Below are 23118 nucleotides of genomic sequence, written 5' to 3' on the forward strand. Positions count from 1 at the left end.
TCTGGCTAACACTTCCCCTTGCCGGGTGTGTAGAGGACTTTCACCTCCAAGTCACCAGCGTGACCACCACAGCCAAGCTGGTTGCGCTTACGCGCAACGCGCCATGCCTGGCGCACAAACGAAAAACGGCGCGCATTTGCGCACCGTTTTGAGGGTGTTACTGGATAAGGTTCAGGCCTGAACCGAATCCTCTTCCTTGTGAGCAGTGTGCAGCACTTCGATCAGGCAATCTTCCAGTTCGAAGCGTTCGTGCAACAAGCCACCCAGTTCCTTGAATTTCTCCGCGACACACTTGCCGGCGTCACACAGGTCGTTGAACGCCAGCAGCTTCTCGGTGATGACGTCGATGCGCGGGTAAATTGTCTCGGCCAACTCCAGACCACGAGTATCACCGAACGCCTTGGCTTCGCCCGTCAGCTGTTCGTAGATCTCGAAATGCCCGGCAGACACGTAGTCGACCAGCACACCGCAGAATTCCTGCAACGGTTTTCGGTTCTCGCCCAAAGCTTCGGGCTTGGCGCCGAGAGCGTCATAGGCCCGAACCAGTTCGTGACGCTCCTGCAACCAGCGATCGATCAGCAGATGCACTCCACCCCAACGTTCCTGAGCATTCTGACAACTTTCGAGCATGGTGATTCTCTCTTCCCTTGTGGGTCATGCTGCTCTACACCTGTCGCACACTTGAAGATCAAGAATCGACCAGGCAGAGCGTCATTCGAGCAACATAAATCCAATGACACGTGCGGGCCAGATTATGCCCGCGCGCCTATGGCTTCAAGGTACGCAGGAGATAAAGTTCATACAAGTGTTTAATCACCCGCCAATGCCCGGTGCGACGACTCGCCGCTGAGCGGTCGCTGACACGCGATCCAGACAAGGCGCAGCAACTGATACCCGCCCAGAATCATCATCGCAACGAAGAACAGCAAACTCCATTCCGGGATGCTCAGGTCGAACAGCGTCCAGGAAATTTCCGCGCAATCGGCGGTTCCTTTGAACATTCGCTGCACGACACACAGCCAGGGCGTACTGGCGAACAGATCGGCCAGATCAGGCGAACATGTCGATAACTGATGCACCGGATCGCTCTGCAACACCACCTGCCGCCACGCCGTGATGGTGCCTGCCAGACTGCAGAACAGACCCAGCAACCAATACAGGAAGGATCCAAAGCGTCCAGGTCCCTGCACTGAAGCCGCCAGGCAGACACCCGTCAGCAGCGCCAGGCAAACCCGCTGCAACAGGCACAACCCGCATGGCTTAAGACCGACCACATATTCCAGGTGATAGGAAACGCCCAAGGCCAGGGCACCTGCAATGAAAACCATGAAAAACAAGGAGCGTGAGCAGGCCAAAGACATCGCTTTTCCGTAACAGTAGAGACAGGCGGTTACGGTAGAGGAAAGCGCAGCAGCCTTTCAAGGCAGGCCCCCACGGACACTTCACCAGAAGTGTAGGGAATTCCCGACAGTGTCGAGAGGATTTGATGTAGTCCTCTGTAGGACTTTGCCGGCGAAGGATGACAACGCTGAAACAGTGGCGGATTCGAAGCGATTCCCGCCCTGTAGCAGCTGCCGAAGGCTGCGTTCGGCCGCGAAGCAGTCGTCATAAGTTTAACGTGCCCGCCTGATCAAACTGCGGCGTCTGATTTTACGACTGCTGCGCAGCCGAACGCAGGCTGCGCCAGCTGCTACAGCGGGAATCAGGCGTGAGCCGGCACCGGCAGCGGTGCCGCCAGCAAACGCTCATCCAGTAGACCCAAGCCCTCCTGGAACAGCTGATTACTGCGTTCGGTGTCACCCAGTTGCGCCAGCAACCGCGCCAGCTCGGCGCAGGCTTCAGGGTTGCGCTGCACGCGCAGGCTGCTCTCCAGATAATCCCGGGCCTTGCCCCACAGACTGCTTTGCAGGCACAAACGGCCCAACGTCAGTAACAGGCTTGGGTCGGCGGGATGATCCTTGAGCCAACCCTCGGCGGTGTGCAACTGCCTGGCCGGATCGCTGCCGCGAACCAGCCCGTAAAGGCGTGCCAGATGGCTGTCGTATTTGCGCTTGAGGGCTGCACGCAGGACCTCCTCGGCCTCGACCTGTGCCCCTAGTTGCCGTAATTGCTCGGCATAGGCCAGCACCAGTTGCGGTTCCTGGCGCTGAGCGGCGGTGAGTTGCTGCCAGGCGCGATTGAGCGATTGCAAACCGACCGTTCCGTCCTCTTCCCGCTGCGCCGCCAACGAAAGATTTTCACCCCAGGCACGGCGCTCCAGCTCAGCCAGTTCGGCCGGTGGCAATACCTTGTCCTTGCGTAACTCCGGCAACAAGCGAATCACTGCCGACCAGTCGCCCCGCTGCTGAAGCAGGCGCTGCAACTGGCGCAAGGTCTGGACGTTATGAGGGTGACGCTCGTGCATGGCTTGCAGGGTTACCAGCGCGCCTTCAGTGTCGCCGCGGTCAGTCTGCAACTGGGCATGGTTCAAGGCAATCGCCAGCTCGGCCTGGGGCTGCCGTTCGAGGGCGCGCTCCAGCAGGTTGTCGCTTTCCTCGTAGTGACCTTGTTCGTTCGCGGCGCGGGCGGCACCGAGGTAGTAGAGCAGCGGCTGGCGCTCGGCTTCCGCTGCGCGATACAAATGACGCTGCGCACTGGCCCAGCGGCCCTCGGCCAAATCCAGCTGACCGTGTTCTATCGCCACTTGCACCCGCCGACTGCGATTGCGCCGGGACCATGGATTGACCACTCCACCGGAAGTCGTCACCAGCTCGATCAGCGCCTTGATGCCCCAGAACACCAGCCACAGCACGGCCACCAGGGCGAGGGTCGCCCACAGGCTCGATTCGTAACGGAAAGTTTTATAGGCGATCAGCACGTAGCCGGAATGCTCGGCAATCGCCAGCCCCAACGCGGCAGCCGCCGCAATGACCACGAACACGATCACATAGAGGCGCTTCATGGCGTGGCCTCCTGCGTCGTGCTCGCGGCAGGTTTGGCCAGAGGTTTCACCGACTCCTCGGCGTTGATGTTACGACGCTCAAGATAGGCCTGAACCGTATTCAACGTGCCCGTCAGATCTGGCGTGACCACCGTGACTGGCTGCTTGCCCAACTCGGCCACCTGCTCCAGCATGACTTTGCTCTGAGGGTTGTCCGGGTTGAAGTTGCTCTTGAGCACGTCCCGCGCTTCGGCCAACGCCTGGGTGTAAACCGCGGCCTGGCCATTGAGCGCGGCCCATTGCGCCTGCTCCAGCGCCAGGCTCAGGGCCAGACGCACCTGGCTCAAGCTCTGCCCTGCCAGCAACGGCCGGACATTCTTGTCGGCGTTGAAATCGATGCGGATATAACGCGAGATCTGATCCCACCATTGCGCCCAGCGACTGGCGCCGTCGCCATCAGCGGTCAGGCCCAGCAGGGATTCGCCACGATCCTTGTACTCAGGTGCCAACTCGGTGAGGTTGATCACCTGATCGCGCAAGGCCCCCAGTCGCAGGAACAACCCGGTGCGATCCGGCTGTTCGGTACTGCGCAGGGCCACCAGGGTTTTGGCCACTTGCTCGCGAGCGGCAAAAGCCCCCGGGTCGTTTTGCTCACGGAGAATTTCATCGGCGCCCTGCACCAGGGCCTGGGCGCTGCTGATGTCCTGCAATGCCGACAGACGCAAGCTGGCCAGGCGCAGCAAGTGCTCGGCTTCGGCCAGACGCCAATCCTTGCGGCTCGCGCCGAGGACGGTTTCCAGACGTTGATTCAGGCGTTGCTGATCGCCCTGGAGTTGAGTGACCAGACGACTGCGCGCGTCGAGTTCCTCGGCGGCCGGCATTTGCTCGAGACGAGCCGTCAGGCGTTGCTCGTTGAGCTTCAAGCTCTGGGCCTGATCGTTCAGCGCCTGAACCTGACTCAACTGTTGCTGGTTATTGGCTTGCAGGTGACGCACCTGCCAGACTCCCCAACCGCCCACGGCAACACCTGCCGCGCCCAACAGCAGCGCGACGATTGCCAACCCGTTGCCTCGGGGTTGCTCAACAGCAGGTGGCGCAGTTTCAACCGGTGCATCAGCCGGTGCATCAAGCACGGGCCGGACGTCATCTTTAGGCAAGGCTGTTTCGCTCACGTATCCATCCTTTGCATTAGAAAACGGGCACGGGGTGTTCCCGTAACGCCGCCAGCAAGGCCGCGGCACTGGCGCCACGACAATCCACAACTGTTTGGGCCCCGGCGGCGCGTGCCAACTCGGCGACCCTGGGGCTTGGAACAAACAACGGCAGCCGCACCATGCTCGGCCAGGCATCGCCAGCCAATTGGTGCAGGTGCTCAAAACCCTGTCCACTGCTGACCACCAGCCCGTTCAAGCGTTCCGCCTCGATCCGGTCTGGCAGCGTTGCCGACGGGTACTGCGGCAAACCGCGTCGGTACAACTCCAGATACTCGACACTAGCACCAAGCTCGCGTAAACGCTCAGCCAGCAGCTCACGCCCACCCTCCCCGCGCAGGATCAGCACTCGCGGATCGGGACCGGCGACAGCCTCGCGCAACGGCGCAAGCTCAAGCAAGGCTTCGCTGTCGTCGCCGTCGACCGGGAAGCTCACATCCAACCCGCTATCCTCGAGAATCTGCGCCGTCGCCGCGCCCACGCTGAACCACTTCAGGCACGGTGGTTGCGACCAATACTGGTTGAGCAGATTGACAGCGATTCTGGCGGCCGGCTTGCTGACCACGATCACCGCGCAATAACTATCCAGGTTCTGAATCACTTCGCGCATTGTGTCAGAGGCGGAAATCGGCTCGATATCCAAAAGCGGCAAGCTGCTGCTGAAAACCCCCGCGTCGGCCAGCACACGGGCTAGCGCCGCCGATTCATCCGCAGGGCGCGTCAGCAACAGGCGCCAGCCGGTCACTCGTGCCCTGCCTCGCCATAGACTGCTTTCAGAATGTCGGCGGCGCCCTGGCTCAGCAGGTCTTCGGCCACTTGCACACCCAATGCCTCGGCATCAGCCCGCGGCGCCCGGGCCTCGGCGCTGAGCAACAAACCGCCGCTAGGATCACCCACCAACCCACGCAACCAGATCTGCTCGCCTTCAAGCACGGCGTAGCAAGCGATTGGCACCTGGCAGCCGCCATTCAAATGTTTGTTGAGAGCACGTTCGGCAGTAACACGAGTGGCCGTGTCCTGGTGATGCAGCGGCGCCAGCAGCGCGTGGATCTCAGTGTCGGCGCTACGGCATTCGATACCGACCGCGCCCTGGCCACCGGCCGGCAGACTGTCTTCAACACTGATGGCCGAGGTGATGCGGTCTTCGAAGCCCAGGCGAATCAAACCGGCCGCGGCGAGGATGATGGCGTCGTATTCGCCGGCATCGAGCTTGGCCAGGCGAGTGTTGACGTTGCCGCGCAGGAAGCGGATTTCCAGGTCCGGGCGGCGGGTCAGCAACTGCGCCTGGCGACGCAAGCTGGAGGTGCCGACGATGCTGCCTGACGGCAACTCATCCAGGCTGGTGTAGGTATTGGAGACAAAGGCATCGCGCGGGTCTTCGCGCTCGCAGATGCAGAACAGACCGAGGCCTTCGGGGAAGTCCATCGGCACGTCTTTCATGGAGTGCACGGCGATGTCGGCTGCGTTTTCCAACAGCGCGGTTTCCAGCTCCTTGACGAACAGGCCCTTGCCGCCGATTTTCGACAGCGGCGAATCAAGCAGCTTGTCGCCGCGACTGACCATAGGCACCAGCGTCACGAGCAGGCCCGGGTGGGCCTCTTCCAGACGAGCCTTGACGTACTCGGCCTGCCACAGGGCGAGGGCACTTTTGCGGGTGGCGATGCGGATTTCGCGAGAGGACATGGATCAATCCGTACTGAATAGATACGGCAGATAATAACAGCTCAGCCAAATCCGCTTTGACTTGTATCAGAAACTGCGTGGCCTCCCTGGCCCTTAATGTCCGGTAATAGGGTAGAAACCCGGCCCCTAAAGCTGTTGCATCATTTTGCGCACGCCGGCCACATGACGTCGACTGACGATCAGGGCATCGCCGTTCAGGCCTTTGAGAAACAGCTGGAAATGCCCCAGGGGCGTGCGTTGCAGCCGCTCGATGCGTTCGCGAGCCACCAGTGCATTGCGGTGGATCCGCACGAAACGGTCGCCAAATTCGTCTTCGAGGGCCTTGAGTGGTTCGTCGAGCAGCACTTCACCGCCTTCATGACGCAAGGTGACGTACTTGTGGTCGGCGATGAAGTAGACCACCTGACCCAACGGAATCAGCTCGATGCCTTTTCGGGTGCGGGCGCTGATGTGGCTGCGCGGGCCGCTACCGGTTTCGGCCGCCGGGCGAGTCAAGGCCGCGAGCTGGACACGATTGGGTCGCTCGGCTTTCTTTAATGCTTCGTGTAACTGTTCTGTGCGCACTGGCTTCACCAGATAGCCCACGGCGCTAGCCTGCAGGGCTTCCACGGCAAATTCATCGGGCCCGGTGCAAAACACCACCGCGGGCGGGGTTTCGCGTTCGCACAATCGTGCAGCCACTTGCAGGCCATCGAGGCCCGGCATGCGAATATCGAGCAGCACGATATCCGGTTTGTGACTGTCGATCAGTGCCAACGCCTCTTCGCCGTTCGTGGCGCTGGGCTCCAGGACATTGTATCCCTCGAGTTCGCCGACCATTCGGCTCAGGCGCTCGCGGGCCAGGGGTTCGTCATCAACGATCAGGACATTCATATTGCGCTGGATTCCTGCGTGAGTCTCGCACAAGGATAGCGTAGACAGGTGAAGTGACGTCCGTCACCGCGATCCACGCTAAGACTAGCGCGAGGGCCAAAAAGTGCCGCGAGACCGGCGGCTAAATTTTTATCTGCCGCGTGACTGGCGGCCCAGGCCCGCACTGGCGAGGTATCGCCGTAGGGTTTGCTGATACACAATATGAACACCCCTCTTCTCTCTATAGTCAGCTGCAGCATCGAGAAGTGCGCTGATCCTCTGTCCAACTGTAGACGGTTGCCGGGACGATATTGCTCAATTGAGAAATATCGTTGCGCAATTTCCGCATCGCTTGCTTCGAGCAGGGGTGGCGCGATAAGAAAAAAACCTGTCGACCAGTGTCAGCGACAGGATTGGCAACCCTGTTATTATCCGCGTCAGCGTTTCACGCCATCTTTCTTCAAGCCGATACGAGCGAATTCATGAGCACTGACAAGACCAATCAGTCCTGGGGCGGCCGCTTCAGTGAACCCGTCGACGCCTTCGTCGCCCGCTTCACCGCCTCCGTCACCTTCGACCAGCGCCTGTATCGCCACGACATCATGGGCTCGATCGCCCACGCCAGCATGCTGGCCAAGGTCGGCGTGCTGACCGATGCCGAGCGCGACAGCATCATCGATGGCCTGAACACCATCCAGGGTGAAATCGAGGCCGGCCAGTTCGACTGGCGCATCGACCTTGAAGACGTGCACATGAACATCGAGGCGCGCCTGACCGACCGCATCGGCGTCACCGGTAAAAAGCTGCACACCGGCCGCAGCCGTAACGACCAGGTCGCCACCGACATCCGCCTGTGGCTGCGTGACGAGATCGACCTGATCCTGGGCGAAATAACCCGTCTGCAACAAGGCCTGCTGGAGCAGGCCGAGCGCGAAGCCGCCAGCATCATGCCGGGCTTCACTCACCTGCAAACCGCGCAGCCGGTGACCTTCGGGCATCACATGCTGGCCTGGTTCGAAATGCTCAGCCGCGACTACGAGCGTCTGGTCGACTGCCGCAAGCGCACCAACCGCATGCCGCTGGGCAGCGCCGCACTGGCCGGCACTACTTACCCGATCGATCGCGAGTACACCGCTCAACTGCTGGGCTTCGACGCGGTCGGCGGTAACTCCCTGGACAACGTGTCCGATCGCGACTTCGCCATCGAGTTCTGCTCGGCCGCGAGCATCGCGATGATGCACTTGTCGCGTTTCTCCGAAGAATTGGTGCTATGGACCAGCGCACAGTTCCAGTTCATCGATCTGCCGGATCGTTTCTGCACCGGCAGCTCAATCATGCCGCAAAAGAAAAACCCGGACGTGCCAGAGCTGGTTCGCGGCAAGACTGGCCGGGTATTCGGCGCGCTGATGGGCCTGCTGACCCTGATGAAAGGCCAGCCACTGGCCTACAACAAGGACAACCAGGAAGACAAGGAACCGCTGTTCGACGCCGCCGACACCCTGCGCGATTCGCTTCGCGCCTTCGCCGACATGATCCCGGCGATCAAGCCGAAACACGCGATGATGCGCGAAGCGGCCCTGCGCGGTTTCTCCACCGCCACCGACCTGGCTGACTATCTGGTACGTCGTGGCCTACCGTTCCGTGATTGCCACGAAATCGTTGGCCACGCGGTGAAGTATGGCGTGGAAAGCGGCAAGGACCTGGCGGAAATGAGCCTGGAAGAACTGCGCAAGTTCAGCGATCAGATCGAGCAGGATGTATTTGCCGTGCTGACCCTGGAAGGCTCGGTGAATGCCCGTGACCATATCGGCGGGACTGCGCCGGCGCAGGTCAAGAAGGCTGTTGCTCGCGGCCAGACGTTGCTCGCCAGCCGTTAAATTGCCAAAAGCTTCGCGAGCAAGCCCGCTCCCACATTAGGTGAGTAGTGAACGCAAAATTTTGTGAACACTGGAGATCCAATGTGGGAGCGGGCTTGCTCGCGAAGGCATTCTCAAGATCGTTACACGTCTACTTTTTGGACGCGATCATCTCCAGAAACGCAGGCATCGCCGCGTCTTTATCCTTTGCGATCCGCTGCACATGCGGGTTCTGCCCCAGACGCTCCAGCAGCGCCCTGGCCGCCGGCATCCCGGCCAACAGATCGATATCGAACAGCTTCTGCGCCACGGCACAGGCCATCGGCACGCTGTACAGGAAATACAAATCCGCAATGCTGAGACTGTCGCCCGCTACGTAAGGGGCGAACTTGCCATGCCTGCCCAGCGAGGCGACCCCCAGCAGCAGCTCGGCCTTGGTCTTGTCCTTGATCGCCTCCGGCACAGACATGCCGAAAAACGCTTCGGGGTAGCAGGCGCGCGCCGGCAGTTCGATGTACAACTCGATTTCCTTGGCCAACGCCAGCGCCTGCGCTCGCTCGAAGGGCTCGCTGGACAGCAGCGGCGTGCCATTCTGGCTCTGCTCGATGTACTCGAGAATCACGCTGGTTTCGTTGATGAAACCTTGTTCGACGCTCAGCACCGGGACCTTTCCGCGCGGGCTGATGGCTAGCGTCTCGGGGGTAGTACCGGGGTAAAACGGCACTTCTTCAAATGGCAGCCCCTTCTCCAGCAACGCCAGCTTGACCATGTTGTAGTAGTTGCTGACGCAAAATCCATAAAGCTTGAGCATTAATTAGCCTCCAGGCCGTGCAGGGGTTGGCAGCGCCAGTTATAGAACGCCCGGGCACTTCTTGCCAGCAGCATCACAGCGCTGAATGCAGGTAAACTGGCGGCCTTAACTTGAGGAGCCTGCCATGAGCGAGCCAACTGATATCGAGATCGACGAAGAAGAGTTCGCCGAAAATACCCTGATCGAAGCCATCGAAAACCAGATCGAAAGCGATAACCCGCCAGCGGCCAAGGCGACCTTCAACAAGCTGACCCTGGTCGGTTACGAGCGTGAAGAAATCCTCAACCTGATGGCCCACGTGCTGGCGGTGGAAATCGACGCGATCCTCGAAGAAGACCGCGCGTTCAACACCGAATGGTACGAAACCGCGCTGCGCGCGCTGCCAGAGTTGCCGCCGGAAAAGAAATAAGCCCAGCCCTGTCACGGGGCTTTTGTGGCGAGGGAGCTTGCTCCCGTTCGGCTGCGTAGCAGTCGCAAAGCTTTTGGGGCCGCTTCGCGACCCAACGGGAGCAAGCCCCCTCGCCACAAAAGCCCGCCTCCACATAGATTGTCACCAATCAGTACCGCCTTACCCCAGACGCTGACTAAACTGGAAACCACCCCAAGGCGAAAAAACCCTGTTACGAGCACTGGACATGCTGCGCGAGTGGGCTCACCTTAGGAGCGCTATCGTCCAATTCCTAGAAAGTCTGGAGTCCTTATGTCGCTTACCCCTGAGTTGGTTGCCGAACTGGAAATCCTCGCCCTCTTCAACCTGGACAGTTCCCAGGAAGGTTTGAAAATTCATCAGACCGCTGCCCCGAAAGCCATTGCCGCCGCCCAAAGACTGTTCGATAAAGAATTGATCACCCAACCCGATGGCGGTTATCTGACCAGCCTGGGGCGTGACGCTGCACAAAATGTGCAAACCGTTCTAACCATTCTGTCCGTGCGCGAAACAGCCTGAGCCTCACCGCATCGCCCACGGAAACCTCTGTCACGGGATTTCCGCGGGCACACTTTGGTGCCCGCTGTCGCCGTGCGATAGACCTGACGCCAGAAATACAAAATCAGCTTAAAAGTCCCGGGGCCGAGGCGCTAAACTGCCCCTCATCCCGAGCCCTCCACGTCCGAGCCCCGCGAGCCGGATTGAGCTGACATGACCCGCACCCATGAAATCCGCCCCGATCTGGACGAGGGAATCGACCGCAAGGTTCTCAGCCAGCTGCGCGCCCGTTTTCTGAAGCTCAACGAGGGCCGCATGGCCCGTGCCATGGAAGGGTTGTCGACCCGCCAGCAAACGGTGCTGACCTTGCTGCCGCTGTTCTTCCACGTTAATCATCCGCTGTTACCGGGTTACGTTTCGGGCAGCACACCGGCCGGGCTGTCGAATTTCGAACCTGATGCCAACACCCTCGCTGAAGCCCAGCGCCTGACCCGCTCGTTTTTCTACAGGCCGCGCCACAGCAGCAATCCTCCGCGACCGATTCACGGCCTGTTCCTGATGGGCAGTCTCGGTACCTTGGCCCAGGCCGATCAGAGCGATATGGACGTCTGGGTCTGTCACGGGCCGGACTTGAGCGAAAGCGAGCTCACAGAACTGCGCAAGAAATGCCAGTTGCTTGAGATATGGGCCGCCAGCCAGGGTGCCGAGGCACATTTCTTCCTGATCGACCCGGCTCGCTTCATACTCGGTGAGCGCGATACCCAACTGAGTTCGGAAGACTGCGGCACCACCCAGCACTATCTGCTGCTGGACGAGTTCTACCGCACCGCGATCTGGCTGGCTGGCCGTACACCCATCTGGTGGCTGGTGCCGGTTTATGAAGAGGCGGCGTACGACCGTTATACCCACACGCTGTTATCCAAGCGTTTCATCCGGGCGGACGAAACCCTGGACTTGGGGCATCTGTCGTATATCCCGCCCGGGGAGTTCATCGGTGCCGGGCTCTGGCAATTGTTCAAAGGCATCGAGTCACCGTACAAATCAGTGCTCAAACTGCTGCTGACCGAGGTCTATGCCAGCGAACACCCCAAGGTCCACTGCCTGAGCCTGCGCTTCAAGCAGGCGGTATTTGCCAATCAACTGGACCTCGACGAACTGGATCCATACGTCGTGGTGTACCGGCGTATCGAGGAATACCTCACGGCCCGGGGCGAACCGGAACGCCTGGAGCTGGTACGCCGTGCGCTGTACTTGAAGGTCAACCGCAAGCTCACCGGCAGCAGCGGTCGCACCCAGAACTGGCAACGTTCGTTGCTCGAACGCCTGGCCCACGAATGGCAGTGGGATCAGCGTCAGCTCGCATTGCTCGACAGCCGCAGCCAGTGGAAAGTCCGCCAGGTCAGCGCCGAACGCCGCGCCCTGGTTGGCGAGCTGAATTACAGCTACCGCTTCCTGACGCAGTTTGCCCGCAACGAGCAGACCGTCAGCCTGATCAACAAGCGCGACCTCAATGTACTGGGCCGGCGGCTGTACGCGGCCTTCGAGCGAAAGGCCGACAAGGTCGAATTCATCAACCCGGGCATCGCCCCCGATCTGGCCGAAGACACCCTGACGCTGGTGCAGGCGCCAAACAAGAAAGAACCGGGGCAAACCCAATGGGGTTTGTACAACGGCAGCCTGGCCGCCCACGAATGGGAGCATTTCGCGCCGATCAAACGCAGCCGCCAGCTGCTGGAACTGCTCACCTGGTGCCACCGCAACGGCGTGATCGACAGCAGCACCCGCCTGGCCCTGCACCCCGGCACCAGCGACTTGAGCGAGTTCGAACTGTTCAACCTGCTCGGCAGCCTGCAACAAAGCATCGCCCTGCCCCTGACCACTGTCGCCGAAGAGCCTTTGCTGCGCGCCAGTGTGCCCAGCGAAGTGTTGATTCTGGTGAACGTCGGCATCGATCCGCTCAAGCACCATCGCGACCTGAACATCCTGATGACCACCGAGCGCACCGATTCCCTGAGTTACGCCGGCGTGCGAGAAAATCTGGTGCTGACTCTGGATCAGGTCACGCTCAATAGCTGGAACGAAGTGCTGGTCAGCCGTTTTGACGGCCCTCACGCCTTGCTCGACTGTCTGCGCGATTACCTCAACACCCTGCCGGACGGGCCACAACAGCCCAAGCTGCGGGTGCGCTGTTTCTGCCACAACCGCGCCCAATTCATTGCCCGGCGAGTCGAAGAAATCCTCGACACCGCGCAGACCCTGCTGCTGAGCAAACTCAATCATCGTTACCTGATTCAGGTCCAGCAGCACTACCATGTGCTGGAGCTGGTGCCGGGCCAGGTCAATCACATTGCCCTCGCCACCCTGCCGGCGCTGTTCGATTACCTCGGCGAAGAACTGGCGAGCTACAGCCCGTTTCATCTGGACCCGATGGCACTGGAAGACCACGACCTGGCGCTGATCCTGCCCATGGGGCAACCCGACTGCGTTCAGGTGTTCTACCGGATCAACGAACACCAGGCCGATGTGTATGTTCTGGATGAATTCAATGCCCTGTGGCAGCAGCGTTTGCCTTATCACGACGAGCAAAGCCTGTTGGTGCCGCTGCAACGCTTCCTGCAATCGATCCAGTACCGGCGCGATGCCTTGCTGCCGATGGACGCCGCCCAGCCATTGAGTCTGGACACTTTGTATTACCAGTTGTTGCCTTCAGGCACCGCACGGGCGCGTCGGGTCGAAGCCCGGCCGGCACCGCAAACCCCGGTCAACAAACCGTTCTATGACGTGCAAGCCATCGTCGGCAAAGCCGCACCAGGGCAGGTGCAGGTCACTCTGTATTGCAATCAGAGGGAATTTTCCGAACTGGAACATGGCGACCAACTGTTCAGCGTAGTCGCCCGGGAAATCGTCGAGCAGCGCCGCAAGACCGAACGCTATCGCTGCTACATCACCGACCTGGACCTGTCGGGCCTGCTCGGTGATGGTCAGGGTTCAAGCCAGCTGTATCTGCGCTACAAGGCCGACCTGGAACGCGCACTGAACGAAGCGCTCGAGCAGGTCTGAGGGGGGTTATTCCGGAAAGTGGCCGCCCTCGGCCGGCTGCGATTCCACTTCTAGCAGGGTCAGTTTCAGCGTCTTGCCGCCCGGAGCCGGCCAGTCGATGTGCTGACCGACTTTCAAGCCCAGCAAAGCACTGCCCACCGGCGCCAGAATGGAAATCCGGCCTTCGTCGGCGTTGGCATCCTTGGGGTAAACCAGGGTCAGGTGATAGTCCTTGCCGCTGCTCTCTTCACGGCAATGCACACGGGAGTTCATGGTCACGACATCGGCGGGTACTTCATCGTGACCGACCAGGGTATCGGCGCGATCCAGTTCGGTTTGCAGCGCGATAACGCCCGGCAGCGTGTCATCCAGGCTGTCGATCAGGCGCTCCAGACGTTGCACGTCCAGACGGGTAAGGGTGATGGAAGGTGCGGTCATGATCAGGGCAGACTCCTTTCTTCTGCACGAAAAAAGCAAAACCCCGCCAGAAAAAGGCGGGGTTTTCACGAGCCTCGATGGGTTGAGGCGTCTCTGGACACTATCACAGCTCAATAAATATACAAGTGAGGGGCGACGACACACTTTTGTAGCAGCTGGCGAAGCCTGCGTCCGGCTGCGCAGCAGTCGTGTAATCAGGTGATACGGTGTTTCAGGAATACCGCGCATTCAGGTTTTACGACTGCTGCGCAGCCGGACGCAGGCTTCGCCAGCTGCTACAGGTCGCGTGAAGGCGTCAGGTGGCGGTCTTGCGCTGTGCGGCCTGGGCGCAGATGACACGCCGCCGCTCATCATCGGCCGAGCGCCATTCACGGATGTCTTCGACATGGCGAAAACACCCCAGACAAACCTTCTGCTCATCCAGCCGACACACACCGCTGCACGGCGACGGCACCGCCGGGCTGACATTGCTGTAAAGCGGTTTGGGCGGACGAACGGGAGCGGGCTGGGTCACGATCTCACAGGCCTTCGAAATCGAGTTCGACGTCGGCTTGCTGCTTGACGATGCGCTCGAGCATTTCGCCCAGTTGCTCTTCGCTCTTGTCGCACATCCAGCGCTCGCTCTCTTCGTCGTAGTCGAAGTGAAAGCCGCCGGACACCGCAGCCAGCCACAGCTGCCGCAACGGTTCCTGGCGACTGAAGATCAGCGCGGTGCCGTTTTCGAACTTGACGGTGAGCACACCGGCCGAGCTCTCCAGATCGATATCCAGGTCAGACTCGTCAAAAATATCCTCCAGCGTCTGCTGGGTGGCATCGACCAGATCGTGGAAACGGGCTTCGGTCAAACTCATTGCGGGAACCTCAAAAAGTGTCTACTCACGCTCAAGCGCCGCAAGATACGGGCGAGCTCCGGTGATTGCAAAGGATAACGATCAAGCACCGATATAGGTACACCTGTGGGAGCGGGCTTGCCCGCGAAGGGGTCAGTACATTCAATATCTTTGTTGACTGAACCAACGTCTTCGCGGGCAAGCCCGCTCCCACAGGGATTGCACCTCGCCGGACAACATCCGGCGAAGGCCCGCCGGACGGGAGCCGCGTCGCATAGGCAAGCTGCCGGGTGGCCGGTATACTCCGGCGCAATTAACGCATTTTCAAGGATTTCGCCATGAAGCGCCTGATCTCTTCCCTTGCTGCGCTCGTCGCGGTTGCTTGCCTTGTGTCGGCCTGTGGTCAAAAAGGCCCGCTGTACCTGCCTGATGAAAATCAGGACCCTGCAGAGCAAGCCAAATCGTCGCAGCAGACTCCGTCGAAAGCCCACAAGCACGACGTCTACTAAGGGAACGCTATGGACGCTTTTAACTACCGTGACGGTGAGCTGTTCGCGGAAGGTGTTGCCCTGTCCGCCATCGCCGAGCGCTTTGGTACACCGACCTACGTCTACTCCCGTGCCCACATCGAAGCCCAGTACCTGGCTTACGCCGATGCGCTGGCCGGCATGCCGCACCTGGTCTGCTTTGCGGTCAAGGCCAATTCCAACCTGGGTGTACTGAATGTCCTGGCGCGTTTGGGCGCCGGTTTCGACATCGTTTCCCGTGGCGAGCTGGAACGCGTGCTGGCCGCTGGCGGCACTGCTGACAAGATCGTGTTCTCCGGTGTCGGCAAGACCCGTGACGACATGCGTCGTGCGCTGGAAGTCGGCGTGCACTGCTTCAACGTCGAGTCCACCGATGAGCTCGAACGCCTGCAAGTGGTCGCCGCCGAGCTGGGCGTTCGCGCGCCGATCTCGTTGCGCGTGAACCCGGACGTCGATGCCGGCACTCACCCGTACATTTCCACGGGTCTTAAAGAGAACAAGTTCGGCATCGCCATCGCCGATGCCGAAGACGTGTACATCCGCGCCGCGCAACTGCCTAACCTGGAAGTGGTCGGCGTCGATTGCCACATCGGTTCACAACTGACCACTCTGCCACCGTTCATCGATGCCCTCGACCGCCTGCTGGGCCTGGTCGACCGTCTCGGCGATTGCGGCATCTACTTGCGCCACATCGATCTCGGTGGCGGTTTGGGCGTGCGTTATCGCGATGAAGAGCCGCCATTGGCTGCCGACTACATCAAAGCCGTGCGCGAGCGTCTCGACGGTCGTGACCTGGCGCTGGTGTTCGAGCCGGGCCGTTTCATCGTCGCCAACGCCGGCGTGCTGCTGACCCAGGTCGAGTACCTCAAGCATACCGAGCACAAAGACTTCGCCATCGTCGACGCGGCCATGAACGACCTGATCCGCCCGGCGCTGTATCAAGCCTGGATGGACGTTACCGCCGTGCGCCCGCGCAACAGCGCCGCTCGCGCCTACGACATCGTCGGCCCGATCTGCGAAACCGGCGACTTCCTGGCCAAGGATCGTCAACTGGCCCTGGAAGAAGGCGACCTGCTGGCCGTGCATTCGGCCGGTGCCTATGGGTTTGTCATGAGTTCCAACTACAACACCCGTGGCCGCGCCGCTGAAGTGTTGGTGGACGGTGATCAGGCATTTGAAGTGCGTCGCCGTGAGACGGTAGCCGAGTTGTTTGCTGGCGAAAGCCTGCTGCCGGAGTAAAACCATGCTGCTGCGTTTTACCAAGATGCACGGCCTGGGCAATGATTTCATGGTCCTCGACCTGGTCAGCCAGCACGCGCACATCCTGCCCAAGCACGCCAAGCAATGGGGCGATCGGCACACCGGCATCGGCTTCGACCAGTTACTGATCGTTGAGGCGCCCAGCAACCCGGACGTGGATTTCCGCTATCGGATCTTCAACGCCGACGGCTCCGAAGTGGAACAGTGCGGCAACGGTGCGCGCTGTTTCGCCCGCTTCGTGCTCGACAAGCGCCTGACCGCCAAGCGGCTGATTCGCGTCGAGACCAAAAGCGGCATCATCGAACTGGACATCCGCAACGATGGCCAGATCAGCGTCAACATGGGCGCCCCGCGCCTGGTGCCGGCCGAGATTCCATTCGACGCCCCGAGCCAGGCCCTGAGCTATCAGGTCGACGTCGACGGCACCATGGTCGAACTGGCCGCGGTGTCCATGGGCAACCCCCATGCCGTGTTGCGGGTCAGCGACATCAACAACGCACCGGTGAATGAACTGGGGCCGAAAATCGAACATCACCCGCGCTTTCCGGCGCGGGTCAATGTCGGTTTTCTCCAGGTCATCGACCGGAGCCGTGCGCAGTTGCGCGTCTGGGAACGCGGGGCCGGGGAAACCCAGGCATGCGGAACCGGCGCCTGTGCTGCCGCAGTGGCCGCGATCAGCCAGGGGTGGATGGATTCGCCGCTATTGATCGACCTGCCCGGCGGGCGTCTGTCCATTGAATGGGCAGGCCCTGGCCAACCGGTCATGATGACCGGCCCGGCAGTGCGCGTATACGAAGGACAAGTGCGTCTTTGAGTGAGCGAAATCCATGACCGACAAGCCCCAGGTTCCCGCCCTACAGCCCGACGAATCTCCTTCCGAAAGCCTTGAGGCGGCGGCGATTGCCGCGTACCTGGAGGCTCATCCGGATTTCTTCATCGAGCACGAAGAACTGCTCCCGGCCCTGCGCATTCCGCACCAGCGCGGCGACACCATTTCGCTGGTCGAACGCCAGATGACGATTCTGCGCGACCGCAACATCGAGTTGCGTCATCGCCTCTCGCACTTGATGGACGTGGCCCGGGACAACGATCGACTCTTCGACAAGACCCGCCGCCTGATCCTCGCGCTGATGGACGCCACCAGCCTGGAAGATGTGGTGATCAGCGTTGAAGACAGCCTGCGGCAAGACTTCCAGGTGCCCTTCGTCAGCCTGATCCTGCTGGGCGACAACCCGATGCCGGTGGGCCGGTGGGTGACGCATGCCGAGGCGCAAACGGCCATCGGTGGCTTGCTCTCGGAAGACAAAAGCGTCAGCGGCAGCCTGCGTGAGCATGAACTGGACTTCCTGTTCGGTGAAGAACAGCGCAAGCAGATCGGCTCCACCGCCGTCGTCGCCATCAGCCATCAGGGCATCCATGGCGTCCTGGCCATCGCCAGCCGCGATCCGCAGCACTACAAGAGCTCGGTGGGCACGCTGTTTTTGAGTTACATCGCCGAAGTCATGGGCCGCGTGCTGCCACGGGTCAACAGCTCCTTGCGCTCGGTACGCTGACCATGGAACGACAACTGGACGCTTACTGCGAACACCTGCGCAGTGAGCGGCAGGTGTCGCCTCACACGCTGTACGCCTACCGCCGCGACCTCGATAAAGTGCTGGGCTGGTGCGAAAAACAGAACATCAGCAGTTGGGCAGCGCTGGACATCCAGCGCCTGCGCAGCCTGATCGCTCGCCTGCATGCCCAAGGTCAATCGTCCCGCAGTCTGGCGCGGTTGCTGTCGGCGGTGCGTGGGCTCTATCACTATCTGAACCGCGAAGGTCTGTGCGACCACGACCCGGCCAATGGCCTGGCACCGCCCAAGGGCGAACGTCGCCTGCCGAAAACCCTCGACACTGACCGCGCGCTGCAACTGCTTGAGGGCGCGGTAGAGGATGATTTTCTGGCGCGTCGGGATCAGGCCATTCTGGAACTGTTCTATTCCTCCGGCCTGCGGCTTTCTGAATTGACCGGGCTCAATCTTGATCAGCTGGATCTAGCTGACGGCATGGTCCAGGTGCTCGGCAAGGGCAGCAAGACTCGACTGTTGCCAGTGGGCAAAAAGGCTCGCGAAGCACTGGAGTTGTGGCTGCCGCTGCGGGCCATGACCAACCCGGCGGACGACGCAGTGTTTGTCAGTCAGCAAGGAAGGCGCCTCGGCCCTCGGGCGATTCAGGTGCGGGTCAAGGCTGCCGGTGAGCGCGAGCTGGGGCAGAACCTGCACCCGCACATGTTGCGACACTCCTTCGCCAGCCATTTGCTGGAGTCCTCTCAGGACTTGCGGGCGGTGCAGGAACTGCTCGGCCACTCGGACATCAAGACCACCCAGATCTATACCCACCTGGACTTCCAGCACCTGGCGACGGTCTACGACAGCGCCCATCCACGGGCCAAACGCATTAAAGGCGATGATTCATGACCATCCAATTGATCACCTTCGACCTCGATGACACCTTGTGGGACACCGCTCCGGTAATCGCCAGCGCCGAAGTCGTATTGCGTGAATGGCTGACCGAGCAAGCACCGAGCCTTGGCGCAGTGCCGGTGGAACACCTGTGGTCGATTCGCGAACGAGTGCTGAGCCACGAACCGAGCCTCAAACACCGCATCAGTGCCTTGCGTCGGCGGGTGTTGTTCCATGCACTGGAAGAAGCCGGTTACGGACATGCTGAAGCATCCGACCTGGCCGATCAGGGTTTCGAAGTGTTTCTGCATGCGCGGCATCAGATCGAAGTGTTCCCTGAAGTCGAGCCGACGCTGGAGACGCTGGCCAAGCATTACGCCTTAGGCGTGGTGACCAACGGCAACGCCGATGTGCGTCGATTGGGGCTGGCGGATTACTTCAAGTTTGCCCTGTGCGCCGAAGACATCGGCATCGCCAAGCCGGATGCGCGACTGTTTCATGAAGCGCTACAGCGTGGCGGCGCGACCGCCGAAACAGCGGTACATATTGGCGACCATCCCGGCGATGACATTGCAGGCGCTCAGCAGGCGGGGTTACGGGCAATCTGGTTTAACCCGGCGGGCAAAGTGTGGGAAGCCGAGAAAGCGCCGGATGCCGAGATTCGTAGCCTGAACGAGTTGCCGGGGTTGTTGGCGCGGTGGAATGCCCAACACTGACCTGAGTACACGCTCCCACATTGGATCGCGCCCCGCCCAAGATTTTTATTCCACCCATGAAAAAGCCCGCAGCGACGGCGGGCTTTTTCAGCAAGCAAGAAGCAGGCGCTTAGATAGGCCGGCTACCGTACTTGTTATCAGGCTTCTTGGGAGGATCGGCGACCACATTGGCCTCCACTTCCTGCACCTTGCCGCCCCGTGCCAGAAACTCTTCCATGGCCTTGGCCAAGGCATCGCGTTCCTTGTTCTTGGCTTCGACGCTCGGCAGCTCATCGACCGATACCGCAGCCTTGACCTTGCCTTTGGCAGTCGGAACGGGCACATCACCGCTGTCGTCTTCAGCGACGTCTTCTGCCGCCGCTTCAAGGCCTTCTTCGGTTTCGTCTTCGTCGCCTACTTCGAGGTCGTCGTTTTCCAGATCATCGTCGCTCATGTTCTACCTCATGACTTGCGAAAAGCAAATTAGTTATAGCCCAGCTTTGCTGTCTGTCGACGGCTGCCGGAAAAAAATCAACCACCACTGGTAACCAGCGGTTTTCATGCCCCTTCACCGTGCACGGTGGCGAGGACTTTACGGGCACCGCCGTGATCACGGTGCTCGCCCAGATAAACACCTTGCCAGATCCCCAACGCCAGTCGGCCTGCCGAGATCGGCAAACTGAGCTGACAGCCAAGTACGCTGGCCTTGAAGTGCGCCGGGAGGTCGTCCAGGCCTTCGTCGTTATGCTCATAGCCGTCTGTTCCTTGTGGGATCAGACGATTGAAAAATCGTTCGAAGTCGCGACGTACCGCCGGATCGGCGTTCTCGTTGATGGTCAACGACGCCGAGGTATGCTGTAGCCACAAATGCAACAGACCGACCCGACACGCCTTGAGTTCAGGCAAGCCAGCGAGTAATTCGTCCGTTACCAGATGAAAGCCCCGGGGCCGTGCTCGCAAGGTGATCAGAGTCTGTTGCCACATACTGTTCTCCGCACGTTCGGGGCGCATTCTAGCGCGCTCTGGAAAAAAACAAAGGCCCTAATATTCCTTCAATCGTGTAAGCCATTGGCCGCAGAAAAACGCCCGTCGTAAACAGGACTGAACGTGTATGAAAAAACCTTTCAGCCCTTCCTTCACTGACAAATCCCGGACAAAAAAATGCCCGGCAAGCCGGGCAAATTTTTTATGCGCGTGCTTACAAGTTGTAGCCGCGTTCGTTGTGAAGCGCCAGATCGATGCCGACAGCTTCTTCTTCCTCGGTGATACGCAGACCCATGACGGCGTCCAGGACCTTGAGGATGATGAACGTGACGATCGCGGTGTAGATCACCGTGAAGCCAACGCCTTTGCACTGGATCCAGACTTGTGCACCGATGTCGGTCACGGTGCCGAAGCCACCAAGGGCCGGTGCCGCGAACACACCCGTCAGGATTGCGCCGAGGATACCGCCGATACCATGCACGCCGAAGGCATCCAGGGAATCGTCATAACCGAGTTTGCGTTTCAGGGTGGTGGCGCAGAAGAAGCACACCACGCCCGCCGCCAGACCGATCACCAGAGCGCCCATCGGGCCCACGGTGCCTGCCGCCGGAGTAATTGCAACCAGACCGGCCACCACACCCGAGGCGATACCCAGTGCGCTTGGCTTGCCGTGGGTGATCCACTCGGCAAACATCCAGCCCAGCGCCGCAGCAGCGGTGGCGATCTGCGTGACCAGCATCGCCATACCGGCAGTGCCGTTGGCAGCGGCAGCGGAACCGGCGTTGAAGCCGAACCAGCCGACCCACAGCATCGCGGCACCCATCAGGGTGTAGCCGAGGTTGTGCGGGGCCATCGGGGTGGTCGGGAAACCTTTACGCTTGCCCAACACCAGGCAGGCAATCAGACCGGCCACACCGGCGTTGATGTGCACCACGGTGCCGCCAGCGAAATCGAGAACGCCCCAGTCCCACATCAGGCCGCCGTTACCGGACCAGACCATGTGCGCGATCGGTGCATAAACCAGGGTGAACCAGATGCCCATGAAGATCAGCATGGCGGAGAACTTCATCCGCTCGGCGAAAGCACCGACGATCAACGCTGGAGTGATGATGGCGAAAGTCATCTGGAAGGTGATGAAGACCGCCTCGGGGAACAGCGCCGCGGGGCCGGTCAGGCTCGAAGGCGTGACACCGGCGAGGAACGCCTTGCCCATGCCGCCGAAGAACGAGTTGAAGTTGACGACGCCCTGCTCCATGCCGGTGGTGTCGAACGCAATGCTGTAGCCATAAATGACCCACAGAATGCTGATCAGACCGGTAATGGCGAAGCACTGCATCATCACGGAAAGAATGTTTTTCGAGCGAACCATGCCGCCGTAGAACAGCGCGAGACCGGGAATGGTCATGAACAGCACAAGGGCTGTCGAGGTCATCATCCAGGCGGTATCGCCGGAGTTGAGGACTGGGGCCGCCACTTCGTCTGCCGCCATGACCAGGCCGGGCATTACGAGGGACAACAGGGCTCCTAGCCCTGCGATTTTACGCAGAGTCATATTGTTTTCTCCTGGGGCGTTGGGTTTGTGGCGGCTTAGATTGCGTCGGTATCGGTTTCGCCGGTACGGATGCGAATCGCCTGTTCCAGATTGACCACGAAGATCTTGCCGTCACCGATCTTGCCGGTGTTGGCAGCCTTGGTTATCGCCTCGATAACCCGGTCCAGATCCTTGTCGTCAATGGCGACATCGATCTTCACCTTGGGCAGAAAATCGACCACGTACTCCGCGCCGCGATACAGCTCGGTGTGACCCTTCTGCCGACCGAAGCCTTTGACCTCAGTAACGGTAATGCCCTGCACGCCGATCTCGGACAGCGACTCGCGCACGTCGTCCAGTTTGAACGGCTTGATGATGGCAGTGACTAGCTTCATGAAAACTCTCTCCCGAATTGGTGGACTTGCCCCAGGAAAACAAACCCGACTCAAGTCTAAGCGCAGTGCCTGGCTTTGTAACGCATCGTTCGGCCTTACCTGCCCGTCCGACGCCAGCTAACCACTCCGCACGAAACTTCCCCCGTTCCGCTTGGCGCACTGCATTCGTCACAGCGACTGCATCAGTGCATGGGTCACCAGCGACTAAGCAGAAAGCTTGCCATCTATCCAAAACCCATTGATTTCAATACCTTGGCCGCTGCCGAAGAGCCTTTCACCCGATTGACGCAACCGTTACGCACAACAACAGTGCGCGACTGCCCATTCGACTGCGCGAAAAGCGTGCATCGCAGCTGCCGAGATTGACTATAGACACTGCGTGGTACACTGCCCGCCATTGTTGACAGGAACATTCCCCATGCTCGCGCCCAAAGACTTCCTCGACGCCCTGAGCGGCACCGCCTCCCGCCTCTTCAGCGGCGACACCCCACTGCCGAAAAGCGAAATCGAAAGCCAGTTCAAGGCTTTGTTGCAGAGCGGCTTCAGCAAGCTGGATCTGGTGAGCCGGGAAGAATTCGACAGCCAGATGGTCGTGCTGGCACGCACCCGGGCACGGTTGGAGAGCCTGGAGGCGAAAGTGGCGGAACTTGAAGCGAAGCTCAATCCTCCTGCTGACGCCGAGTAACTGATCGTTCCCACGCTCTGCGTGGGAATGCCGCCA

Annotated in this window: 26 protein-coding genes; 11 read left to right on the plus strand and 15 right to left on the minus strand. The window is 60.4% G+C overall.

What is annotated here, in order from left to right; genetic code table 11:
* Positions 1–171 precede the first annotated feature (171 nt).
* The 7 genes from IB250_RS17350 to IB250_RS17380 all read right to left on the minus strand — a co-directional run bounded on the left by IB250_RS17350 (position 172) and on the right by IB250_RS17380 (position 6687).
* Positions 172–630: an Rsd/AlgQ family anti-sigma factor gene (locus tag IB250_RS17350; RefSeq protein ID WP_007899333.1), complete on the minus strand. Its 459-nt coding sequence runs from the start codon at positions 628–630 to the stop codon at positions 172–174.
* 179 nt (positions 631–809) lie between these two features.
* A complete protein-coding gene (locus IB250_RS17355) occupies positions 810–1361 on the minus strand; it encodes a disulfide bond formation protein B (RefSeq protein ID WP_192345015.1) in 552 nt (183 codons plus the stop codon).
* A 341-nt stretch (positions 1362–1702) separates the two neighbouring features.
* Positions 1703–2941: a heme biosynthesis protein HemY gene (locus IB250_RS17360; protein WP_192345016.1), complete on the minus strand. Its 1239-nt coding sequence runs from the start codon at positions 2939–2941 to the stop codon at positions 1703–1705.
* Entirely contained in the window at positions 2938–4092 is a 1155-nt protein-coding gene (locus IB250_RS17365; protein ID WP_192345017.1) for a uroporphyrinogen-III C-methyltransferase, read from the minus strand. Before IB250_RS17365 ends, IB250_RS17360 begins: the two co-directional genes overlap by 4 nt.
* 16 nt (positions 4093–4108) lie before the next feature.
* Positions 4109–4876, minus strand: a complete 768-nt coding sequence (locus IB250_RS17370; protein ID WP_192345018.1) for a uroporphyrinogen-III synthase — start codon at positions 4874–4876, stop codon at positions 4109–4111.
* The gene (gene hemC / locus IB250_RS17375; protein WP_192345019.1) at positions 4873–5814 is read right to left on the minus strand and encodes a hydroxymethylbilane synthase; all 942 of its coding nucleotides are present in this window, start codon (positions 5812–5814) and stop codon (positions 4873–4875) included. Before hemC ends, IB250_RS17370 begins: the two co-directional genes overlap by 4 nt.
* A gap of 126 nt (positions 5815–5940) precedes the next feature.
* The gene (locus IB250_RS17380; RefSeq protein ID WP_007899317.1) at positions 5941–6687 is read right to left on the minus strand and encodes a LytR/AlgR family response regulator transcription factor; all 747 of its coding nucleotides are present in this window, start codon (positions 6685–6687) and stop codon (positions 5941–5943) included.
* Positions 6688–7148: 461 nt separating this feature from the next.
* Here IB250_RS17380 and argH point away from each other — a divergent pair, with 461 nt between their 5' ends.
* Complete coding sequence (gene argH / locus IB250_RS17385; RefSeq protein ID WP_192345020.1) at positions 7149–8543, plus strand: argininosuccinate lyase; 1395 nt, start codon at positions 7149–7151, stop codon at positions 8541–8543.
* Between the two features lie 130 nt (positions 8544–8673).
* On the opposite strand, the gene IB250_RS17390 is transcribed toward argH, so the two are convergent.
* The gene (locus tag IB250_RS17390; protein ID WP_192345021.1) at positions 8674–9333 is read right to left on the minus strand and encodes a glutathione S-transferase; all 660 of its coding nucleotides are present in this window, start codon (positions 9331–9333) and stop codon (positions 8674–8676) included.
* 124 nt (positions 9334–9457) lie between these two features.
* On the opposite strand from IB250_RS17390, the gene IB250_RS17395 reads away from it, so the two are divergent.
* From IB250_RS17395 to IB250_RS17405, 3 genes are all read left to right on the plus strand, one after another.
* Positions 9458–9742, plus strand: a complete 285-nt coding sequence (locus tag IB250_RS17395; protein WP_007894899.1) for a hypothetical protein — start codon at positions 9458–9460, stop codon at positions 9740–9742.
* 291 nt (positions 9743–10033) lie between these two features.
* Entirely contained in the window at positions 10034–10279 is a 246-nt protein-coding gene (locus IB250_RS17400) for a TIGR02647 family protein (protein ID WP_007894898.1), read from the plus strand.
* Positions 10280–10471: 192 nt separating this feature from the next.
* On the plus strand, positions 10472–13318 hold the full coding sequence (locus tag IB250_RS17405) for a class I adenylate cyclase (protein ID WP_192345022.1): 2847 nt from the start codon (positions 10472–10474) through the stop codon (positions 13316–13318).
* Between the two features lie 6 nt (positions 13319–13324).
* On the opposite strand, the gene rnk is transcribed toward IB250_RS17405, so the two are convergent.
* The 3 genes from rnk to cyaY form a co-directional block, all read right to left on the minus strand.
* Positions 13325–13735, minus strand: coding sequence for a nucleoside diphosphate kinase regulator (gene rnk / locus IB250_RS17410; RefSeq protein WP_123500472.1), 411 nt, complete (start codon positions 13733–13735; stop codon positions 13325–13327).
* Positions 13736–14030: 295 nt separating this feature from the next.
* The gene (locus IB250_RS17415) at positions 14031–14249 is read right to left on the minus strand and encodes a DUF1289 domain-containing protein (RefSeq protein ID WP_192345023.1); all 219 of its coding nucleotides are present in this window, start codon (positions 14247–14249) and stop codon (positions 14031–14033) included.
* 4 nt (positions 14250–14253) lie between these two features.
* Positions 14254–14586, minus strand: coding sequence for an iron donor protein CyaY (gene cyaY / locus IB250_RS17420; RefSeq protein WP_192345024.1), 333 nt, complete (start codon positions 14584–14586; stop codon positions 14254–14256).
* Between the two features lie 317 nt (positions 14587–14903).
* Between cyaY and lptM the strand changes: the two genes are divergently transcribed.
* Genes lptM through IB250_RS17450 form a run of 6 tightly spaced genes read left to right on the plus strand, consistent with a single transcriptional unit; the run spans position 14904 to position 19508 of the window.
* The gene (gene lptM / locus IB250_RS17425) at positions 14904–15074 is read left to right on the plus strand and encodes an LPS translocon maturation chaperone LptM (RefSeq protein ID WP_074871901.1); all 171 of its coding nucleotides are present in this window, start codon (positions 14904–14906) and stop codon (positions 15072–15074) included.
* A 9-nt stretch (positions 15075–15083) separates the two neighbouring features.
* Entirely contained in the window at positions 15084–16331 is a 1248-nt protein-coding gene (gene lysA / locus IB250_RS17430; protein WP_038980781.1) for a diaminopimelate decarboxylase, read from the plus strand.
* Between the two features lie 4 nt (positions 16332–16335).
* Entirely contained in the window at positions 16336–17166 is an 831-nt protein-coding gene (dapF, locus tag IB250_RS17435) for a diaminopimelate epimerase (RefSeq protein ID WP_192345025.1), read from the plus strand.
* A 13-nt stretch (positions 17167–17179) separates the two neighbouring features.
* Positions 17180–17905 (plus strand): DUF484 family protein, encoded by a 726-nt coding sequence (locus tag IB250_RS17440; RefSeq protein ID WP_192345026.1) that lies wholly within the window; start codon positions 17180–17182, stop codon positions 17903–17905.
* A gap of 2 nt (positions 17906–17907) precedes the next feature.
* Positions 17908–18807 (plus strand): tyrosine recombinase XerC, encoded by a 900-nt coding sequence (gene xerC, locus IB250_RS17445; protein ID WP_192345027.1) that lies wholly within the window; start codon positions 17908–17910, stop codon positions 18805–18807.
* Positions 18804–19508 (plus strand): HAD family hydrolase, encoded by a 705-nt coding sequence (locus IB250_RS17450; RefSeq protein ID WP_192345028.1) that lies wholly within the window; start codon positions 18804–18806, stop codon positions 19506–19508. Before xerC ends, IB250_RS17450 begins: the two co-directional genes overlap by 4 nt.
* Positions 19509–19617: 109 nt before the next feature.
* Here IB250_RS17450 and sutA read toward each other — a convergent pair whose 3' ends face one another.
* The 4 genes from sutA to glnK form a co-directional block, all read right to left on the minus strand.
* Positions 19618–19941 carry a transcriptional regulator SutA gene (sutA, locus tag IB250_RS17455; protein ID WP_123500482.1) on the minus strand — a complete coding sequence of 108 codons (324 nt, stop codon included), beginning with the start codon at positions 19939–19941 and terminating at the stop codon, positions 19618–19620.
* A gap of 104 nt (positions 19942–20045) precedes the next feature.
* Entirely contained in the window at positions 20046–20471 is a 426-nt protein-coding gene (locus IB250_RS17460; RefSeq protein ID WP_123500484.1) for a secondary thiamine-phosphate synthase enzyme YjbQ, read from the minus strand.
* Positions 20472–20685: 214 nt separating this feature from the next.
* Positions 20686–22023 (minus strand): ammonium transporter, encoded by a 1338-nt coding sequence (locus IB250_RS17465; protein WP_192345029.1) that lies wholly within the window; start codon positions 22021–22023, stop codon positions 20686–20688.
* A gap of 35 nt (positions 22024–22058) precedes the next feature.
* Positions 22059–22397: a P-II family nitrogen regulator gene (glnK, locus tag IB250_RS17470; RefSeq protein WP_002555808.1), complete on the minus strand. Its 339-nt coding sequence runs from the start codon at positions 22395–22397 to the stop codon at positions 22059–22061.
* Positions 22398–22815: 418 nt separating this feature from the next.
* Here glnK and IB250_RS17475 point away from each other — a divergent pair, with 418 nt between their 5' ends.
* Positions 22816–23082 carry an accessory factor UbiK family protein gene (locus tag IB250_RS17475; RefSeq protein ID WP_007894783.1) on the plus strand — a complete coding sequence of 89 codons (267 nt, stop codon included), beginning with the start codon at positions 22816–22818 and terminating at the stop codon, positions 23080–23082.
* Positions 23083–23118 lie beyond the last annotated feature (36 nt).

Origin of the sequence: Pseudomonas sp. PDM09 (assembly GCF_014852305.1) — a bacterium.
In the GTDB taxonomy this organism is placed as follows: domain Bacteria; phylum Pseudomonadota; class Gammaproteobacteria; order Pseudomonadales; family Pseudomonadaceae; genus Aquipseudomonas.